Source organism: Nigerium sp., assembly GCF_039811905.1.
GTDB lineage: Bacteria > Actinomycetota > Actinomycetes > Propionibacteriales > Propionibacteriaceae > Propioniciclava.
In genome coordinates this window covers 1-15661 of the sequence record NZ_JBDHZL010000062.1, presented here as the reverse complement: position 1 = coordinate 15661, position 15661 = coordinate 1, and the positions used below count along the sequence as shown (strand labels likewise).

18 protein-coding genes are annotated in these 15661 nt (G+C 73.1%); 1 reads left to right on the top strand and 17 read right to left on the bottom strand.

Annotated features, from left to right (window positions below):
- The 8 genes from WMJ97_RS10550 to WMJ97_RS10515 form a co-directional block, all read right to left on the bottom strand.
- Positions 1 to 280, bottom strand: a 280-nt coding sequence (locus WMJ97_RS10550; protein WP_347348952.1) for a Pr6Pr family membrane protein, incomplete at its 3' end; no start/stop codon positions are given.
- Between the two features lie 6 nt (positions 281 to 286).
- Positions 287 to 586 carry a hypothetical protein gene (locus WMJ97_RS10545; protein ID WP_347348951.1) on the bottom strand — a complete coding sequence of 100 codons (300 nt, stop codon included), beginning with the start codon at positions 584 to 586 and terminating at the stop codon, positions 287 to 289.
- Between the two features lie 47 nt (positions 587 to 633).
- Positions 634 to 1614, bottom strand: a complete 981-nt coding sequence (locus tag WMJ97_RS10540; protein ID WP_347348950.1) for a diacylglycerol kinase family protein — start codon at positions 1612 to 1614, stop codon at positions 634 to 636.
- A gap of 9 nt (positions 1615 to 1623) precedes the next feature.
- The gene (gene tatC / locus WMJ97_RS10535) at positions 1624 to 2460 is read right to left on the bottom strand and encodes a twin-arginine translocase subunit TatC (RefSeq protein WP_347348949.1); all 837 of its coding nucleotides are present in this window, start codon (positions 2458 to 2460) and stop codon (positions 1624 to 1626) included.
- Between the two features lie 4 nt (positions 2461 to 2464).
- Positions 2465 to 2740, bottom strand: coding sequence for a twin-arginine translocase TatA/TatE family subunit (locus WMJ97_RS10530; RefSeq protein WP_347348948.1), 276 nt, complete (start codon positions 2738 to 2740; stop codon positions 2465 to 2467).
- Positions 2741 to 2845: 105 nt separating this feature from the next.
- Positions 2846 to 3790 carry a WYL domain-containing protein gene (locus WMJ97_RS10525; protein ID WP_347348947.1) on the bottom strand — a complete coding sequence of 315 codons (945 nt, stop codon included), beginning with the start codon at positions 3788 to 3790 and terminating at the stop codon, positions 2846 to 2848.
- Positions 3787 to 4746: a WYL domain-containing protein gene (locus WMJ97_RS10520; protein ID WP_347348946.1), complete on the bottom strand. Its 960-nt coding sequence runs from the start codon at positions 4744 to 4746 to the stop codon at positions 3787 to 3789. Before WMJ97_RS10520 ends, WMJ97_RS10525 begins: the two co-directional genes overlap by 4 nt.
- A 166-nt stretch (positions 4747 to 4912) precedes the next feature.
- On the bottom strand, positions 4913 to 5710 hold the full coding sequence (locus tag WMJ97_RS10515; RefSeq protein WP_347348945.1) for a transglutaminase family protein: 798 nt from the start codon (positions 5708 to 5710) through the stop codon (positions 4913 to 4915).
- A 29-nt stretch (positions 5711 to 5739) separates the two neighbouring features.
- Here WMJ97_RS10515 and gluQRS point away from each other — a divergent pair, with 29 nt between their 5' ends.
- Positions 5740 to 6675 (top strand): tRNA glutamyl-Q(34) synthetase GluQRS, encoded by a 936-nt coding sequence (gene gluQRS, locus WMJ97_RS10510; protein ID WP_347348944.1) that lies wholly within the window; start codon positions 5740 to 5742, stop codon positions 6673 to 6675.
- 12 nt (positions 6676 to 6687) lie between these two features.
- On the opposite strand, the gene WMJ97_RS10505 is transcribed toward gluQRS, so the two are convergent.
- The 9 genes from WMJ97_RS10505 to WMJ97_RS10465 form a co-directional block, all read right to left on the bottom strand.
- Complete coding sequence (locus WMJ97_RS10505) at positions 6688 to 8415, bottom strand: NAD-binding protein (RefSeq protein WP_347348943.1); 1728 nt, start codon at positions 8413 to 8415, stop codon at positions 6688 to 6690.
- Positions 8416 to 8425: 10 nt separating this feature from the next.
- Positions 8426 to 8812, bottom strand: a complete 387-nt coding sequence (locus WMJ97_RS10500; protein ID WP_347348942.1) for a DUF6394 family protein — start codon at positions 8810 to 8812, stop codon at positions 8426 to 8428.
- A gap of 118 nt (positions 8813 to 8930) precedes the next feature.
- On the bottom strand, positions 8931 to 9965 hold the full coding sequence (locus WMJ97_RS10495; RefSeq protein WP_347348941.1) for an FKBP-type peptidyl-prolyl cis-trans isomerase: 1035 nt from the start codon (positions 9963 to 9965) through the stop codon (positions 8931 to 8933).
- A gap of 316 nt (positions 9966 to 10281) precedes the next feature.
- Positions 10282 to 11718, bottom strand: a complete 1437-nt coding sequence (locus WMJ97_RS10490; protein ID WP_347348940.1) for a proteasome accessory factor PafA2 family protein — start codon at positions 11716 to 11718, stop codon at positions 10282 to 10284.
- 15 nt (positions 11719 to 11733) lie between these two features.
- Complete coding sequence (locus tag WMJ97_RS10485; RefSeq protein ID WP_347348939.1) at positions 11734 to 12480, bottom strand: pseudouridine synthase; 747 nt, start codon at positions 12478 to 12480, stop codon at positions 11734 to 11736.
- Positions 12477 to 13193, bottom strand: coding sequence for an SMC-Scp complex subunit ScpB (locus WMJ97_RS10480; RefSeq protein WP_347348938.1), 717 nt, complete (start codon positions 13191 to 13193; stop codon positions 12477 to 12479). Before WMJ97_RS10480 ends, WMJ97_RS10485 begins: the two co-directional genes overlap by 4 nt.
- Entirely contained in the window at positions 13190 to 14044 is an 855-nt protein-coding gene (locus WMJ97_RS10475; RefSeq protein ID WP_347348953.1) for a segregation/condensation protein A, read from the bottom strand. The genes WMJ97_RS10480 and WMJ97_RS10475 overlap by 4 nt, the downstream gene beginning before the upstream one ends.
- Before the next feature lie 80 nt (positions 14045 to 14124).
- A complete protein-coding gene (locus tag WMJ97_RS10470) occupies positions 14125 to 14553 on the bottom strand; it encodes a hypothetical protein (protein WP_347348937.1) in 429 nt (142 codons plus the stop codon).
- Positions 14538 to 15437: a ParA family protein gene (locus WMJ97_RS10465; protein ID WP_347348936.1), complete on the bottom strand. Its 900-nt coding sequence runs from the start codon at positions 15435 to 15437 to the stop codon at positions 14538 to 14540. Before WMJ97_RS10465 ends, WMJ97_RS10470 begins: the two co-directional genes overlap by 16 nt.
- Between the last annotated feature and the right edge of the window lie 224 nt (positions 15438 to 15661).

Sequence of the window (15661 nt, the reverse complement as noted above, 5' to 3'; positions counted from 1 at the left end):
ACGCCAGGACGCCCCCGATGATGGCGAGCACGGTCGGGTACCCGTGGGCCGCGACGTTGGTGAAGCCGTACGGGTAGGTCCCGTCGATGGCACCCCTGACCAGCATGAACGCCACCCATACCAGCGGCACCACCAGCGCCCCGGGCACGTGACGCCAGGCGAGCCGGCCCCGCGGACCCCAGATCAGCCACACCAACACCGTGACCACCGGCACGACGATGTGCTGCCACGGGTTCGTCACCAGCGACCAGCCCCGCAGGGTGATCGTCGGCGCGAGCACGACGGCCTACACGATCGCGGTGATGGTGATCATGAGCAGCGCCGACAGCCGCAGGGCCCACGTCCAGAACGCGTCCGTCAGCGGATGCCGCGCCACCAGCGTCATCGCGACCGCGCACATCACGTTCGACCAGAGCGTGAAGTAGCTGACGGCGTCCTCCAGGCGGCCGAGCGCTCCAGGCCAGCCGGGCGGACGGACGCCGTACAGGCCGGGCTCGGGGTCGAACCCCAGGCTTCCGTAGCCGTCGAGCAGTTCCAGCGTCAGGACGCCGGCCACGCCCAGCCACGCGATCGCCGCGTTCGCCACGAAGGCGGCGCGAGCGCCGCGGCGCAGGGGCGCCGGGGGAGTCGGGGCTACCCGGCTCCGACATGGGCGGACGCCGGCGCCGCGCGCCCGCGCGGCACGAAGATCGTCACGGCGCCGGGCTCGGCGTGACAGGCGAGCGGGGGGCGTCCGAGGTTCTCGCCGTCGGCCATCGCGTACAGGCCGTCGCCGTCGACGAGCACCGACGACGCCCGCAGGGTCTCGACGGCGGGGTGCGTCACGAAGCTGCCGGTGAACAGCCGCGGGAACAGCCGGAACAGCACTCCCCGGGGCACGGGGTGGACGATCGTGACATCGAGGCGTCCGTCGTGGACGTCAGCGTCGGGGCAGATCCGGACGCCGCCGCCGAAGATCCCCGCGTTCGCCACGGCCACGAGCATCGCGTCGAGCTCCCGGGCGGTCCCGTCGATCTCGATCCGGTACCGCAGCGGATGGAACGACCGCAGTTCGGTGAACACGCTGTAGGCGTACGACGGAGCCCCGAGGTCGACCGGCAGCCGGTTCGTGCGCCAGTTCACGCGCTCGTCGAACCCCGTCGACAGCACCGAACCCACCAGCCGTGACGGCTCCCCGTCGAGAATGTCGCCGCTCACCCGCATGAGGTCGATGCGCTCCGTGAGGCCCCCCGCGATCGCCTCGACGGCCGGGCCGACCTTCGTCGGCAGCCCGACGCCGCGGCAGAAGTCGTTGCCGGTGCCCGCCGGGATCACCCCGAGCGGCACCCACGTTCCCCCGCATGCGTTGTGCCCGATCGCGGCCATGCCGTCGCCGCCCATGACGGCGAGGGCGTCCCCGCGCCGGGCCGAACCCACGACGGACGCCGCGACACGCTGTGCGTGCGAGTAGTCGACGGTCCGGACGACGTCCACGAGCGTATGCGGCAGCGCCAGCGCCAGACGATCCCGGACGCCGGCCAGCAGCCGGCCCGCCCGGCCGCGGCCCGAACTGGGGTTCACGAGCAGCGTCAGTCGGCGCAGCCGCCCGGGGACGCCCCCCGGCCCGTCGTCCACGCGCGCCCCTCAGTCCTGCTCGACGAGCAGGCCCTGCGCCGCCAGCTTCTTGCGGCGACGCCGGTCGTTGCCGTGGCAGATCTGCTCGGCGACGAGGAACAGCACGGTCATCGGGATGGCCAGCGCCAGCATCGAGAACGGGTCGCCGCCCGGCGTGGCCGCGGCGGCGAAGACGAAGCAGCCGAAGATGACGAACGAGCGGGCCTTCTTCAGCGCGGCCCCCGACACGACGCCCATGAGGTTCAGCGCGATGACCACCACGGGCATGACGAAGCCGATGCCGAACACCAGCATCAGCACGAGCATCAGGTTGAGGAAGTCGCCGATCTCGAGCAGGTTCGTCAGCCCGGTGACGTCGGGCGTGAACGTCATCATCACGGTGATGCCTTGGGGCAGCACGACGTACCCGACGACCACCCCGAACAGGAACAGCGGGATGGCTGCGGCCAGAAACGTGAGCGCGTAGCGCTTCTCGTTCGCCAGCAGCGCGGGCGCGATGTAGGCCCACACCTGGTACAGCCAGACGGGGCACGTCGCGACGAGCCCGCCCACGAGGCAGATCTTCAGCGCGAGGGTCAGCGGGGACGTCACTCCGGACAGCACGGTCGTCACGTCCAGGTCGGGCTTGACGCCCTTGAGCAGCTCGACCGACGTCATCCACGGCTGCATCAGCAGCTGCACGAGGATCTGGTAGTAGAACGCGCACGCGACCATCCCGACGACGATCACGATCGCCGAGAGGATGAGGCGGTAGCGCAACTCGCGCAGGTGGTCGGCCAGCGACATGACGCCGTCGGCCGGCACCTTCGGCGGTTTGAGCCAGCCGAAGCTGAGACGGCGGGCCATGCGGTCAGGCCGGGTTGTCGGGCTTCGGGTCGGTGCGGTTCTCGATGATCTCGGCATCGACCACGCGGTCGGACGCCGTCGCGCCACTCTCCTCGGACTCCTGCTGGCCCGAGGCCTTCGCCCGCTCCTCGTCGGCCTTGATCGCCCGGGTCTCCTCCTTGAACTCGCGGATCGCGCGGCCGGCGTTCTTGCCGACGCCCGCGAGCCGCGAGCCACCGAAGACGAGGATCCCGACCACCAGCAGGATGACCCATTCCCAGCCCTGCATGAACTGCGGCATTTCTACTCCTTGTCGTGGCAACGCGGCCCAGTCTACGGGTCGCGCACCAGAGTCGACCGCGGCCTCGCTGAGCGAGCGCTGAGACTGCCCGAGCTCCCGCGCCCGTCAGGCGTAGCGGCGCAGCGCCTCGCGGGCGGCGTCCCCCGCCGAGCCGGCCGCCTCGGACGGCTCCACGCCGCGTACGGCCGGGCCCAGCCGCAGCAACAGCCGCCGGAACCAGGCCGGGTCGGCGACCAGCAGCCGGACGCGCGCCCCGCCGCCCGCCAGGGGCGTCACCTCGCGGGTCGGGTAGTACTCGGTGATCCACCGCCCCTGCGGCGCGAGGTCGAGCGTGACCTCCGCGGCGTCCGGACGGTGATCGAGCCAACCGCCGCCCATGGCCGGCGGCGTCCCATGATCGGCCACGGGATGATCGGTGAGGTCGACCGCGACGATGCGGTCGAGGCGGTAGGTCCGCCAGGCGTCGCGCTCGTGGCTGTAGGCGTCCAGGTAGGCGAAGCCGTCGGCGACGCTGATGCGCGCCGGGTCGACCAGCGGCGTGGACGTCGCCCCGCGCGACGGCCCGTCGTAGGTCAGCCGGACGGCGACGCGGCGCTCCAGCGCGGCCGCCAACCGCTCCCTCACACCCCCGGCGCCGCTCGCCAGCCGGACGCCCACGCGCCCGCCCGCCTCGCCGACGACGGCCTCCAGCTTCGCCAGCGCGGACGCCACCGCGGCCGCCAGCGCCGAGTCGCCCAGCTCCTGCAGCGAGCGCAGCGCGACGGCGAGGCTCATCGCCTCGTCGAGCGTGAACCGCAGCGGGCGGGCGAGGTAGTCGGCGTTCGTGAGGCGGATGCGCCCCTCGGACTCGACGGCGTCCATGTCGACCTCGATCAGGTCGCCGGGCATGCCGCCCGGCAGCCCGCAGTACCAGAGCACGTTGAGGTCGGCGATGAGCTGACGAGGGGAAACGCCGAACACGGACGCCGTCGTCCGGACGTCGGCGTCCGGGTGGGCCTGCAGGTACGGCACGAGCGCGAGCAGCCGCGCGACCTGGTCGGAGGAGTTCATGACCACGCCTCCGCCGCGGCGCGCAGGTGGGCGACGACGGCGTCCCGGACGTCGGGCGGCCCCAGCACGAGCACGTCGGGGCCGTAGCTCGCCAGGTCGCCCGCCACGTCACCCGCGGCCGCGTAGGGGACGCGGTAGGCCGTGAAGCCGGGCGGCACGGCGTCCTGCTCGGGCGTCTCCCCCGCCGGCGTCGACCGCCGCCGCAGCTCGGGAGCCGCCCCGTCGCGCACGGCGACGAGCGCCTCCGTGTCGAACGCGGACGGCTCGAGCGAAGCGAGCAGGGCGTCCAGGTCGACGTCGGGGATGTCGTAGGCCCCCGGACGCCCGACGGGCGCCGGGGCGTCCTCGATGCGGGAGAGCTTGAAGCGGCGCTCCTCGCCGCGGGTCTCGTCGAGCGCGAGCAGGTACCAGGCGCCGGTGCGGTAGGTGAGCATCCACGGCTGCACGGTCCGCCGGACGCCGCGGTAGCCGAACCGGACCCGCGTCCGGCTCAGCACGGCCTGCCACAGCGGCTCGAACGCGGGCTCCTGCGCCCCGACGTGCGGGGCGAGGCCGGCCGCGCGGGCGGCGTCCGGCTCGAGGCCGGCGGCGCGGAGCTTCGCGACCGCGCGCACCGTACTGTCGGCGAGCCGCGCCGAATCCCAGACCGTGGAGGCCAGGCCGAGCGCAGCCGTCTCGGCGGCGTCGAACTCCAGCGGCGGCAGTTCGAAGTCGGTGCGGCGGATGCGGTAGCCGATCTCGTCGGGGAACAGCGGCGAGTTGCTGCCCGTCTCGACGGGGACGCCGAGCGAGCGCAGCTCGTCTTTGTCGCGCTCGAACGTGCGCTCGAACGCCGCGTCGGAGAGCCCGGCGTACCCCTCGACGGCCTGCCTGATCTGCGCGCGCTCGACGAACCTGCGCGCCATGAGCAGGCAGATCGTCAGGTTCATGATCCGCTCGGACTTGCGTGCCGACATCCCTCGCCTCCGCCTCGGTGCCGCACCGAGCCTAACAACGCGACAGCCGTCGCCCCGGCGACCGCGCCGTGGCGGAACGCGAGGACGCCGCGCGTTCTCGCGGGAACGCGCGGCGCCGGCGCGATGCGGGGACGCCCCGCGGACGGCGTCCGCAGGGGGAGGCCCCTCAGCGCAGGGACGTGAGCAGGGTGACGTCGTCGTCGGGCAGCCCGTCCTCGGCGACGGCGGTGACCGTCATCTGGCCGAGGTTGGCGATGCCCGAGAGCGTCGTCATGAACGACGTGTCGGCCGCGTCGCGGCCGGTCGCGATGCGCACCAGGGACGTCCGCGGTGCCATCGCCGTGGCGTCCACGACGCACCACTGGTCGTCGACGACGGCCTCGGCGACGGCGTGGAAGTCCATCGGGCTCAGGCCGGGCGCGTACACCGACACGAGCCGCGCGGGCACGTTCAACGCGCGGAGCAGGGCGATGCACAGGTGCGCGTAGTCGCGGCAGACGCCGGTGCGGGCCAGGTACGTCTGGACGGCTCCGTCGGTCGGGCGGCTCGACCCCGAGACGTAGGTGAGCTGCTGGCCGACCCAGGAGCTCACCGCGTCCAGCAGATCCTTGCCGGTCTTGGTGCCGAAGGTCGCGCGGGCGACCGGCATCATCGTGTCGGAGTCGCAGTAGCGCGACGGGCGCGTGTAGACGATGCGGTCGAGGTCGGTGACCGGCGCCGGGTCGCCGAGGCCCTCGATCGTGGCGCTGTAGTTGACCTCGAGCATGCCCGGCTGGACGCCGTGGAGCACGTGGAGGCGGGTGAGCCCGTCGGAGGTCAGCTCGGAGTACTGGAGCGGGGCCCCGTCGAGCGTGATGTCCAACTGCTCGGAGCAGGGCGTGTTCGCGGCGACAGCGACGCTCAGCACGATGCTGGCGGTGTCGCCCACGGGAGAGGTGAGGGAGGAGGAAACGGTACGACGCATAGAATGAATTTTGGCCCCGAGGAGGACACTTGGCGAATCAGTTGTCGGTGAGTTCCCTCACACCCGCCGGGGCAGGGCGCTTCGCCCCCAGCCCGACGTCCGATCTGCACCTCGGCAACCTGCGCACCGGGCTGCTCTCGTGGCTGATGGCCCGCGCGACGGGCCGCACGCATCTGGTCCGGATCGAAGACCTGGACGCCGCCCGCGTCGCCGCCGCCGAGGGCGTCGTCGCGCGGCAGCTCGCCGACCTCGCCGCGATCGGCGTGGAGGCCGACGGGCTGGTCGTGCGGCAGTCCGAGCGGCTCGGACTGTACGAGGACGCCCTCGCTCACCTCCCCACCTACGAGTGCTTCTGCACGCGCGCCGAGATCCGCGAGGCGTCCAGCGCGCCGCACGGCGACGGGTATCGCCCCTACCCCGGCACGTGTCGCGACCTGACCGAGGCCCAGCGGGCCGAGCGGCGGGCGCGGCGTCCCCCCGCGCTGCGGGTGCGGGCGGGCGACGTCACCGAGACCGTGCGCGACGTCTGGGCCGGGGAGGTGTCGGGGGTCGTCGACGACTTCGTCGTCCGGCGCAACGACGGCGCGTTCGCCTACAACCTGGCCGTGGTCGTCGACGACGTGGCCCAGGGCGTCGACCAGGTCGTCCGGGGGGACGACCTGCTCTCCAGCGCCCCGCGCCAGGCCTGGCTGACGCGCCGGCTCGGGGGCCGGGCCCCCGTGTACGCGCACGTGCCGCTCGTGCTCGGCCCCGACGGACGCCGGCTCGCCAAGCGCGACGGCGCGGTGACGCTCGCGGACCTCACGGCGTCCGGGCTGACGGCCGGGGGCGTCCTCGCGCTGATCGGGGCGTCGCTCGGCCTGTGCGCGCCCGGCGAGCGCGTCACCGCGCACACGCTGCTCGCCCGGTTCGACCCGGACGCCGTCCCCCGCTCCCCGTGGGGGTGGACGCCCCCGGCGTCCTGACCCGCGCCCCGCTCAGACGCCCGGCACGCGCCGGCTCAGCTTGCGCCAGACCCACGACGACGGGACGCGGTTGCCGGTCGCGACGTACTCGATCTGGGCCTCGTCGTACAGCAGTTGGGACAAGGTGCGATGCGCCCACAGGCGACCGATGAGCAGCAACTCGTCGCCCTTGCGCACCGTGGTGTCGTCGCCGGGGGCGAACTGTGAGTGCCCGGCGCGGCGCAGGCCGACGCACACCAGCGGGAGCCGGTCCTCGCGGGCGTCGGGGTCGCGGAGCAGGTCGCCGAGCGTCAGCTCGTGGCGCTGCAGCCACCACAGGGCGCCCGGCGCGGAGGCGCGGTCGAGGACGATCCGGCAACTGTCCGGAGAACCCTCCCCGCACCGGTCGACGACGTGGTCGAGGTACTCGGCGGCCCACGCGTCGTCCTGCGTGCGCGCCCACCGGATGAAGCCCCAGAAATCGGGGGTGATGACGCGGGCCAGCGCCTCCTGCACGGTGAGCTGGGCCGGGATGAACACCGACTCGGCGTTGAACGCCTTCAGCAGCGGCGATGTCCGGTCGGACCGCTGCCGGACGGACAGGAAGATCTCGGGGTGCGACAGGCGCGCATGGGCGGCCATCGAGAGGTTCAGCGCGTCGTCGGACGTGCCGGCGACGAACCCGACGGCGTCCCCCATCTCGGGGCGACCGTCGGCGGGCGAGATGACGTCGACCGCGAGCCCGGCGGTGCGCAGGTCGTCGGCGATCTCGTCGCCGAACCGGTCGTCGCCGAGCACCACCCAGCGGCCCTCCGCCAGCCCCTCGACCCGCGGCGGTCGCGGCGAGTCGTAGGGCGACAGCAGCCAGGTGACGAGCTGGTACACGGCCGGCCGCTGCAGCCGGATCAGCAGCAGGTTGCCGTAGTCGTCGAACGGGTTGATGACGCCGTCGGCCCGGAAGTCGCGCATCGCGCCGACCGTCGCGCGGTCGTTGGAGCGGGCGATGACCGGCACCTCCGGACGCAGCAACTGCACGGTCATGACGATCGACAGGTTCACGTGGTCGTTCGTCGTCATCGCGAGGACGCCCTCGCAGTACGGATGCCCGAGCCCGGCCAGACCGAGGGTGTCGGGGTCGCGCGCGTCGCCCTGGATGCCGGGGACGTCGATCCGCAGCCGGCCGCCCGCCAAGGCGTCCAACCGGACGCCGTCTTCGTCGATCACGACGAGCCGGCGCCCGAGGCCGTCGAGCGCCTCGGTGACGCCGCGGCCCATCTGGCCGTAGCCGGCGATGATGAGGAACGGCTCCCGCAGCGAGCGAACCTTGCGCGCGAACCGCTGCAGCGTCACGGCGTGACGGAACGAGTGGTCCTGCATGATGCTGAACATCACGCCGACCAGGTACGCCCAGCCCACCACCGACGTGTAGATCCCGAACGTCAGCCACATGCGCTGGGCGGTCGTGAACGAGTGCGGCAACTCCCCGAAGCCGATCGTCGTGGCCGTGTAGCTCATGACGTAGAAGGCGTCGAACGCCGTCATCCGGTAGGGCTGGCCGGCGGCGTCCACGCCGGGGATGAGGGCGAGGCCGAGCACGTCGACCGCGAACACGCAGATCACGAAGACGAGCGGGCCGCGCATGCGGCGCATCAGGATGAAGATCGCATCGGCGGACGCCGACCCCTGCGGCGGGTCGACGCGGATGCGCCGCAGGGCCGTCTTGGCACGCGGGCGCGCCCAGCCGGGACGCTCGGACTTCATCGCGGGGCCCTCAGCGGCGGCGGAAGTTCGCGGTCTCGATCACCAGCAGGACGACCGACACCACGTTCGCGAGCACGGCCCCGAGCGCGAGCGAGACGACGCTGCTCATGAGGTACGGCGTCACCCCGCCCTGGGTGGCCTCGCTGGCCCACACCCACGTCACCGTCGCGGCGGCGAGCTGGATGACGGCGACGAGGCTCGTGGCGAGGTGGATCGCGCCGATCTGCGTCCGGTCGCCGAGCTTGAGCACCGTCGCGATGATGTTCACCACGACCGCGGCGTACAGCTCGATCGCGTTGTGGTGCATCGGGTCGGAGATGTCCCCCGTGACGTAGCCGAAGTTGAGTGTCGCCGACAGCAGCACGAAGAACCCGAACACGACCTTTTCTAGGTTCATGAGGGGAGCCTAAACCCCCTGGGGCCAGGCGTGATGAGGGATCGCCCGGCTCCAGCGCCGCCGGAAGAGACGGGACGCCACGGCCGGGCGGCCGCGGCGTCCGGAGGTCGGCGCCCGCTCAGGCCAACTGCTGCTTGGAGGCGAAGAGCAGGTCGACCACGTAGACGACCGTGTCGCCCTTCTCGATCGGCGGGTTGTTGCTGCCCTCGGGGAACCCGTCGGCCGGCGGGCACACCAGCAGGACGCGCGAACCGACGGCCTTGCCGACGAGGCCCTTCTGCCAGCACGGGATCGTGGAGCTCAGGGTGCCGACCGTCGGCGCGTCGTACTTGTCGTCGAGCTGCTTGCCCGTCTTCCAGGACGCCGAGCGGTAGTGCACGACGATCGAGTCGCCCGCCGCGAGCTTGTGCGCCTGGTTGCCGTCGACCAGTGGCTGCGCGACGAGCGCGGTCGGGGCCGCGGCCTTCGGGACGGTGATCACCGGCTTGCCGCCCTCGTCGGCAACGGTCGGCAGCCCGGCCTTCGGGGCGACCGGCGTGCCGGACGGCCCCGTGAGCTGCGTGCCCACGATGTCGACGACGAACACGAGCGTGTCGCCCACGTTGATGCCCGCCTGCGCGTTGCCGCCCGAGGCGTCGTAGCCGTCGGCGCCCGGCATCGCGATGAGGACGCGGTCGCCGACCTTCTTGCCCGCGAGGCCCTTCTTGAAGCCCGGCACGACCTGGTCGAGCGGGAACGAGACCGACTGCCCGTTCTTGAACGAGCTGTCGAACACCTTGCCGGTGCGGCCGTTCACGCCGACATAGTTCACGTCGATGAAGCCGGCCTCCTGCACCGTCGGGCCGTTGCCGGGGGTGAGCACCTTCGAGCGGGTCTCGTCGACCGCATACGGGGTCTTGATCGTCACCTGCGGGGCCTTGCCGGCGGCCCCGGCGACCGTGATCGCGTCGAGGTTGTTCACCGGCTTCACGCTCGGGGTCGCGGACGCCGTCGGCGTGGGCGTCGCGGCCGTCGCGCCGGGCGAGGCCGCCGAGACGTCGGGCGAGGACTCGTTGCCCGGAGTGGCGGTGGAGGCGGGGCCGCCGCAGCCCGCCAGGGCGAGCCCGACGGCGGCGGTGAGGGCAAGGACACTGAGGCGGGACCGGTTCAGCACGCGCCCGATGGTACCCAGTCCGGCCCGGGCACGGGGGCGCCGACGCTCCGGCGTCCCCATCCCCACGGGCCCTTCCTGCGGGGGGCGACCCCCAGGTCGGGCTCCCTCCACCCGGCCTGAACCGTCGCCCACCGCATGCACCCTCCCGGCCCTCGTTCACTTCCGGGAACTAGTGTGAACGACCAGCGGACGAGACGCCGCATCGACGCGGCTCCGCGGGACCGTGCGCGGGCGCCCGAGGGGCGTCCGACGGCCCGCGCCGCGCGAAGATCGGCGCGAACTCCCTTGTCAACCAGGGGTGTCGTCGGGAGCCCCGTCACCCGCGCGAGGGACGCGCAACCCCGTCCTCGCCCCGCAACGGCGGCGGCACGAAACCTCCCACGACGCTCAGCCGGGGCTCGACAGCCATCCGGGCGACGAGGGCGTCGGCCTCCGGGGAGTCGGCCGCGAACGGGTCGTCAAGCCGCAGGGCGACGTCGGCGGGGCGGCGTCCGCCGGGGTGGTCCGGCAGATCGTGCACGACGAAGGACGCCCAGTCGGCCGCGACGTCGCGGCCGGCGTCCTGGGCGGCGGCGACGAGGCGCCCGCGGACCCGGGCGCGCGTCGGCGAGGGCGGCTCGCGCAGCGCGGCGGCGACGGCGTCCGGACGCGAGACGCGCGGCAGCGCGCCGCGGGCCTCCAGCAGCCGGGCGAGACCGCGGGGACGCCCGTCGGGCAGGGTGCCCAGCTCGTGCCAGCGCAGGTCGAGGGCGTCGAGGCGCGGGTCGGCGTCCGCGAGGCCGTGCCGGTCGCGATGCGCCTCGATGAGGCGCTTCTTCACCGCCCATTCGGCCGCCGGCGGGGCGTCCCCCCTGGTGAGCGCGTCGAGCGTGTCGCGCCACGGCTGCCACGCGGCGGGCTCGGCGACCTCCCGGGCGAGGGTGCAGTAGCGCTCCTGCACCTCCCACGCGGACGCCTGCGTCCCGTCGGCCAGCCGGACGCCCGCCCCCGGATCGCGCCCCCACGCCCGCAGGGCCGCCAGCGGGTCGACCGGCGCCGGCGGCGCGGGGCGTCCCGACTCGGCCAGCCGCAGCACCAGCTCGGCGGCGGCCACCTTCAGCAGGCTCGCCCGATCGGAGCAGTTCGAGTCGCCGCTGATCACGTGCAGGCGCCGGTGGACGCGCGGGTCGGCGTGCGGCTCGTCGCGGGTGTTGATGAGCGGACGCGAGCGCGTGGTCTGGTTCGAGACGACCTCGGCCAGCGCGTCGCACCGCTGCGACAGCGTGAAGACGCCCCGGCGCCAGCGCCCGGCGCCGGCGATCAACTGCCGGGAGACGAGGAAGCCGACGAGCCACGCCGCGAGGGCGTCGGGGTCGGCGTCGCGGCCGACGAGGTAGTTCTCGTGGCTGCCGTACGTGTTGCCGTACGGGTCGATGTTGTTTTTGAGCAGGACGAACGCCGTCTCGCGGCCCTCGGCCCGCTCGGCGGCCACCGCCCGCTCGACGAGGCCGGCCATCACCTCGTCGCCGGCGCGCTCGGCGACGACCAGGTCGGCGGGCGTCCGGCACTCGGGGGTCGCGTACTCGGGGTGCGACCCGACGTCGAGGTAGACGCGGCCCCCGTTGCGCAGGAAGACGTTCGTCGAGCGATGCTCCCGCGCGAGCGGCGCGAACAGCCGCTGGGCGGCGTCGTCGGCGCTCAGGCGCCTGATCGCCGCGCCCTCCCGGACTCGGGCGACGAGCCCGTACTCGGTCTCCAGGCCGTAGACGCGCATCCCGGACGCCGCCCGCTACAGCTTCACGGCGTCCAGCAGCGCGCCCAGCTCGTCGCGCGTGAGGTCGCGGTACTCCCCCACCTTGAGCCGGCCCATGCGCACCGGGCCGATCTGGATGCGCGTGAGCGCCCGCACCGGGTGCCCGACCGCCTCGAACATGCGCCGGACGACGCGGTTGCGGCCCGAATGCAGGACGACGGTCACCATCGTCCGGTTGCCGCCGATCGCGCCGACCTTGAGGCGGTCGGGCTTGATCTTGCCGTCCTCCAACGTGACGCCGCGGCGCAAGCGCGCGGCGGTCTTCTGGTCGAGGACGCCCTCGATCTCGGCCACGTACGTCTTCGTGAGCTCGTACTTCGGGTGGCTCATCCGCTGGGCGAAGTCGCCGTCATTGGTGAGCAGCAACATGCCCTCGGTGTCGGTGTCGAGGCGTCCGACGTGGAAGAGCCGCTCCTTGCGCGTCGTCAGCAGGTCGGCGACCGTGCGGCGCCCCTCCGGGTCGTCCATGGTGCACACGACGCCCTTGGGCTTGTTCAGCATCAGGTACACGTGGATGCGCGGCGGCGGGATGCGCTTGCCGTCCACGCGGATCGTGTCGCGCGCCGGGTCGACCCGGCGGCCCTGCTCGATGACCGGCTCGCCGTTCACCTCGACGCGGCCCTCGGCGATCATGATCTCCGCGTTGCGCCGGGACGCGATGCCCGCCTGCGCGAGCACCTTTTGCAGCCGGACGCCCTCGGTTCCGTCGTCGTCGTGGCTCACGCCTGCGCCTCCTCGTCGGTGTGGTCGCCGCGAGCGTGGCCCTCGCGGTCGGCGTCCAGTATGGCCGAGGCGTCCGGCTGGGCGGCGAGGCCGGCCAGTTCGGCCTCCAGCAGGGACGCCTCCGGCAGGTGCGGCGCGAGCGGCGGCAGGTCGTGCAGGTCGTTGAGACCCATGCGTTCGAGGAAGTGGGTCGTCGTCCGGAAGAGCATCGCGCCGGTCTCGGCGTCCCGCTCGCCCTCCTCGACGAAGCCGCGGGTGACGAGCGTCCGCATGACGCCGTCGACGTTCACGCCGCGGATCGCGCCGACGCGCGACCGGGAGATCGGCTGCAGGTAGGCGACCACGGCCAGCGTCTCGAGGGCCGCCTGCGACAGGCGCGCCTGCTGGCCCTCCAGCACCCAGGCGGCGATCACGTCGTGGTGCTCCGGACGCGTGTAGTACCGCCACCCGGTGCCCACCTCGCGCAGCTCGAACCCGCGCCCGGTCTCGTCGTAGAACGTGCGGAGCTGGTCGAGCGCGTCCCACACGACGGGCTTCGGCACGTCGAGCGCCTGGGCCAGCTCCGCCGTCGAGATCGGCTCGGTCGCCATGAGCAGCAGGGCCTCCAGGGGGCCGGCGACCGCCTCGGGGGTGGGCGGCGGCGCCTCCGCGGGAGTGCCCGGGCCCGTCGGGGTCGGCGCCTGCTCGGGCGCGGGCGTCGCTTCGTCGGTCATGGGCGCTCCTCGTTGCCGGACGCGGGTTCGGGGGTGGGCGGCGCGTCGAACTCGTCGGTGACGGCGACGTCGTCCGCGTCGCCGCCGGTCCACCGGATGGTCAGCTCGCCCAGCGCCTCCAACTGCTCGAACGCGACGGCGTGCTTGCGGGCGAGGTCGAGCAGCGCCAGGAACCGTGCGACGACGACGAGCCGCTCCTCGGCGTCCGCCACCAGCGCGCGGAACGTCGCCGTGCCGGCGCCTCGCAGCTTCCGGACCACCACGGACGCCTGCTCCCGCACGCTCACCGTCGACGCGTGCAGGTGGGCGAGGCTGATCTCGGGCTTCTCCCGCGGGGCCATCGCCTTCGCGGCCAGCCAGGCGAACCGCTCGGGATCGACGTTCAGCACGACCTCGGGCAGCAGGCTCGCGAAGTGCTCCTCCAGGCCGCCCGGACGCGCGAACCGGCGCGACTCGGCGTCCAGGGTGGCCACGATGATCGCGGCCATCTCCTTGAACGCCCGGTATTGCAGCAGCCGGGCGAACAGCAGGTCGCGCGCCTCGAGGACGGCGAGGTCCTCTGGGTCCTCGACCTCGCCCTGCGGCAGCAGCCGCGCGGCCTTGAGGTCGAGCAGCGTCGCGGCGACGACGATGAAGGAGGTGGTCTGGTCGAGGTCCCAGTGCTCGCCGCCGGCCCCCGACGACCCGCGCCGGATGTAGGCGATGAACTCGTCGGTGACCTTGTGCAGGGCGACCTCGGTGACGTCCATCTTGTGGCGGCCGATGAGCTGCAGGAGCAGGTCGAACGGCCCCTCGAAGTTGGTCAGCCGCACCGTGAACGGGGCGGGCTTCCCGTCGGACGCCTCCCGCATCGGGTCGGACGCCGCAGCCGTCGGATCGGACGCCGCGCCCGGCCCGCCCGGCGTCCTCGGCGCGTCGGCCCGGGCCACGGTCAGCGCTGGCCGAGGCGCCGGACGAGGGCGGCGTCCTCGCCGTGATCGTGGACGTCCGCGAGCGCCTCGGCGATCGCCGCGCGGACGATGCGCCCGCGGTCCGCCGCCACGCCGTGCTCGGCGCGCAGCGTGAGCCGCAGTTGTTCGAGCGCGAGCAGCTCGTCGGCGCTCACGTAGACGGTGATCTTCTCCTCGTGCCGCACCCGCCCGGACGCCTGCGGCCGCCGGCGTCCGGCACCGGTCGGGCGCTCGGAGTCCCCGGAACCCCGCGGGCCCGTGTCGCCAGCCGGGTCTTCCGCGGCCGGGCGGCCGCGGCGTCCGTCGTGGGCCGGACCGCGATCAGGCTCGCGGTCGTCGGGCGCCTCGGGCGTCTGGCCCGTGGGACGAAACAGCTCGGACGCCCCCGGCAGCACTACGCGTCGTGACACCGAGCCAACACCTCCTTCGCGAGGGTGCGGTAGGCGATCGCGCCCGGCGAACTCGGGGCGTACGTGGTGATCGGCTCGCCGGCGACGGTGGTCTCGGGGAACTTGATCGTCCGCTTGATGACGGTGTGGAAGACCTGCTCGCCGAACGCCTCGACGACCCGCTCGAGCACCTCGCGCGAGTGGATCGTGCGGGAGTCGTACATCGTGCCGAGGATGCCGAGGATCTCCAGGTCGGGGTTGAGCCGGTCGGTCACCTTGCCGATGGTGTCGGTGAGCAGGGCAATGCCGCGCAGCGCGAAGAACTCGCACTCCAGGGGCATGATCACCTGATCGGACGCCGTCAGCGCGTTCACCGTCAGCAGGCCCAGGCTGGGCGCGCAGTCGATGAGGATGTCGTCGTACTCGCCCCGGACGTCCTTCAGCACCCGGCGCAGCGTGTGCTCGCGGGCCACCTCGGAGACGAGCTGCACCTCGGCGGCGGACAGGTCGATGTTGGCCGGCAGGAGATCCATGTTCTCGACCGGGCTCTCCAGGATGACGTCGTGGACGTCGGTGTCCCGCGACAGCAGCAGGTTGTAGATCGACAGGTCGAGCGTGTGCGGGTTCACCCCCAGCCCGACCGACAGCGAGCCCTGCGGGTCGAAGTCGACGAGCAGGACGCGGCGTCCGGTCTCGGCGAGCGCGGCGCCCAGGTTGATCGTCGTCGTGGTCTTGCCGACGCCGCCCTTTTGGTTGCACATTGCGATGATGACGGCCTTCTTCGGGCCGTCGCGCGGCGGGGTCGGCTCGGGGAGGTCGGGGAACGGCCGTCCGGTCGGGCCCAGCTCGTCGGGGGCGGCGGTCACCTCGTCGGTCTCGAAGAGAGCCTCGTCGTTGTCGTTCACGGCGTCCTTCCTCACCGGCTGATGCCGCCGGCACGCAGGACAGATTAGTAGCCGTCGTAGCGACAAAGTGACAAGCGGGCCCGCGTGCCCGCGGACACCGGGTTCTTCCCCGTGCGCTCAGGGACGCGCGCCCCGGACGCCGGGCCCGTCCGGCGCGGCCGGCGTCCGCAGGAGCACCACGAGGAAGGGCGCGCCCGCGGCGTCCTGGTGCTCGCTGTCGGCGG

Coding starts and splice junctions, on each gene's coding strand:
- WMJ97_RS10500 (WP_347348942.1), bottom strand. CDS start 8,812: ATGAACCTAGAAAAGGTCGTGTTCGGGTTCTTCGTGCTGCTGTCGGCG.
- WMJ97_RS10520 (WP_347348946.1), bottom strand. CDS start 4,746: ATGTCGGCACGCAAGTCCGAGCGGATCATGAACCTGACGATCTGCCTG.
- tatC (WP_347348949.1), bottom strand. CDS start 2,460: ATGGCCCGCCGTCTCAGCTTCGGCTGGCTCAAACCGCCGAAGGTGCCG.
- WMJ97_RS10490 (WP_347348940.1), bottom strand. CDS start 11,718: ATGCGCGTCTACGGCCTGGAGACCGAGTACGGGCTCGTCGCCCGAGTC.
- WMJ97_RS10525 (WP_347348947.1), bottom strand. CDS start 3,790: ATGAACTCCTCCGACCAGGTCGCGCGGCTGCTCGCGCTCGTGCCGTAC.
- WMJ97_RS10530 (WP_347348948.1), bottom strand. CDS start 2,740: ATGCCGCAGTTCATGCAGGGCTGGGAATGGGTCATCCTGCTGGTGGTC.
- WMJ97_RS10475 (WP_347348953.1), bottom strand. CDS start 14,044: ATGCGGGAGGCGTCCGACGGGAAGCCCGCCCCGTTCACGGTGCGGCTG.
- WMJ97_RS10480 (WP_347348938.1), bottom strand. CDS start 13,193: ATGACCGACGAAGCGACGCCCGCGCCCGAGCAGGCGCCGACCCCGACG.
- WMJ97_RS10515 (WP_347348945.1), bottom strand. CDS start 5,710: ATGCGTCGTACCGTTTCCTCCTCCCTCACCTCTCCCGTGGGCGACACC.
- WMJ97_RS10505 (WP_347348943.1), bottom strand. CDS start 8,415: ATGAAGTCCGAGCGTCCCGGCTGGGCGCGCCCGCGTGCCAAGACGGCC.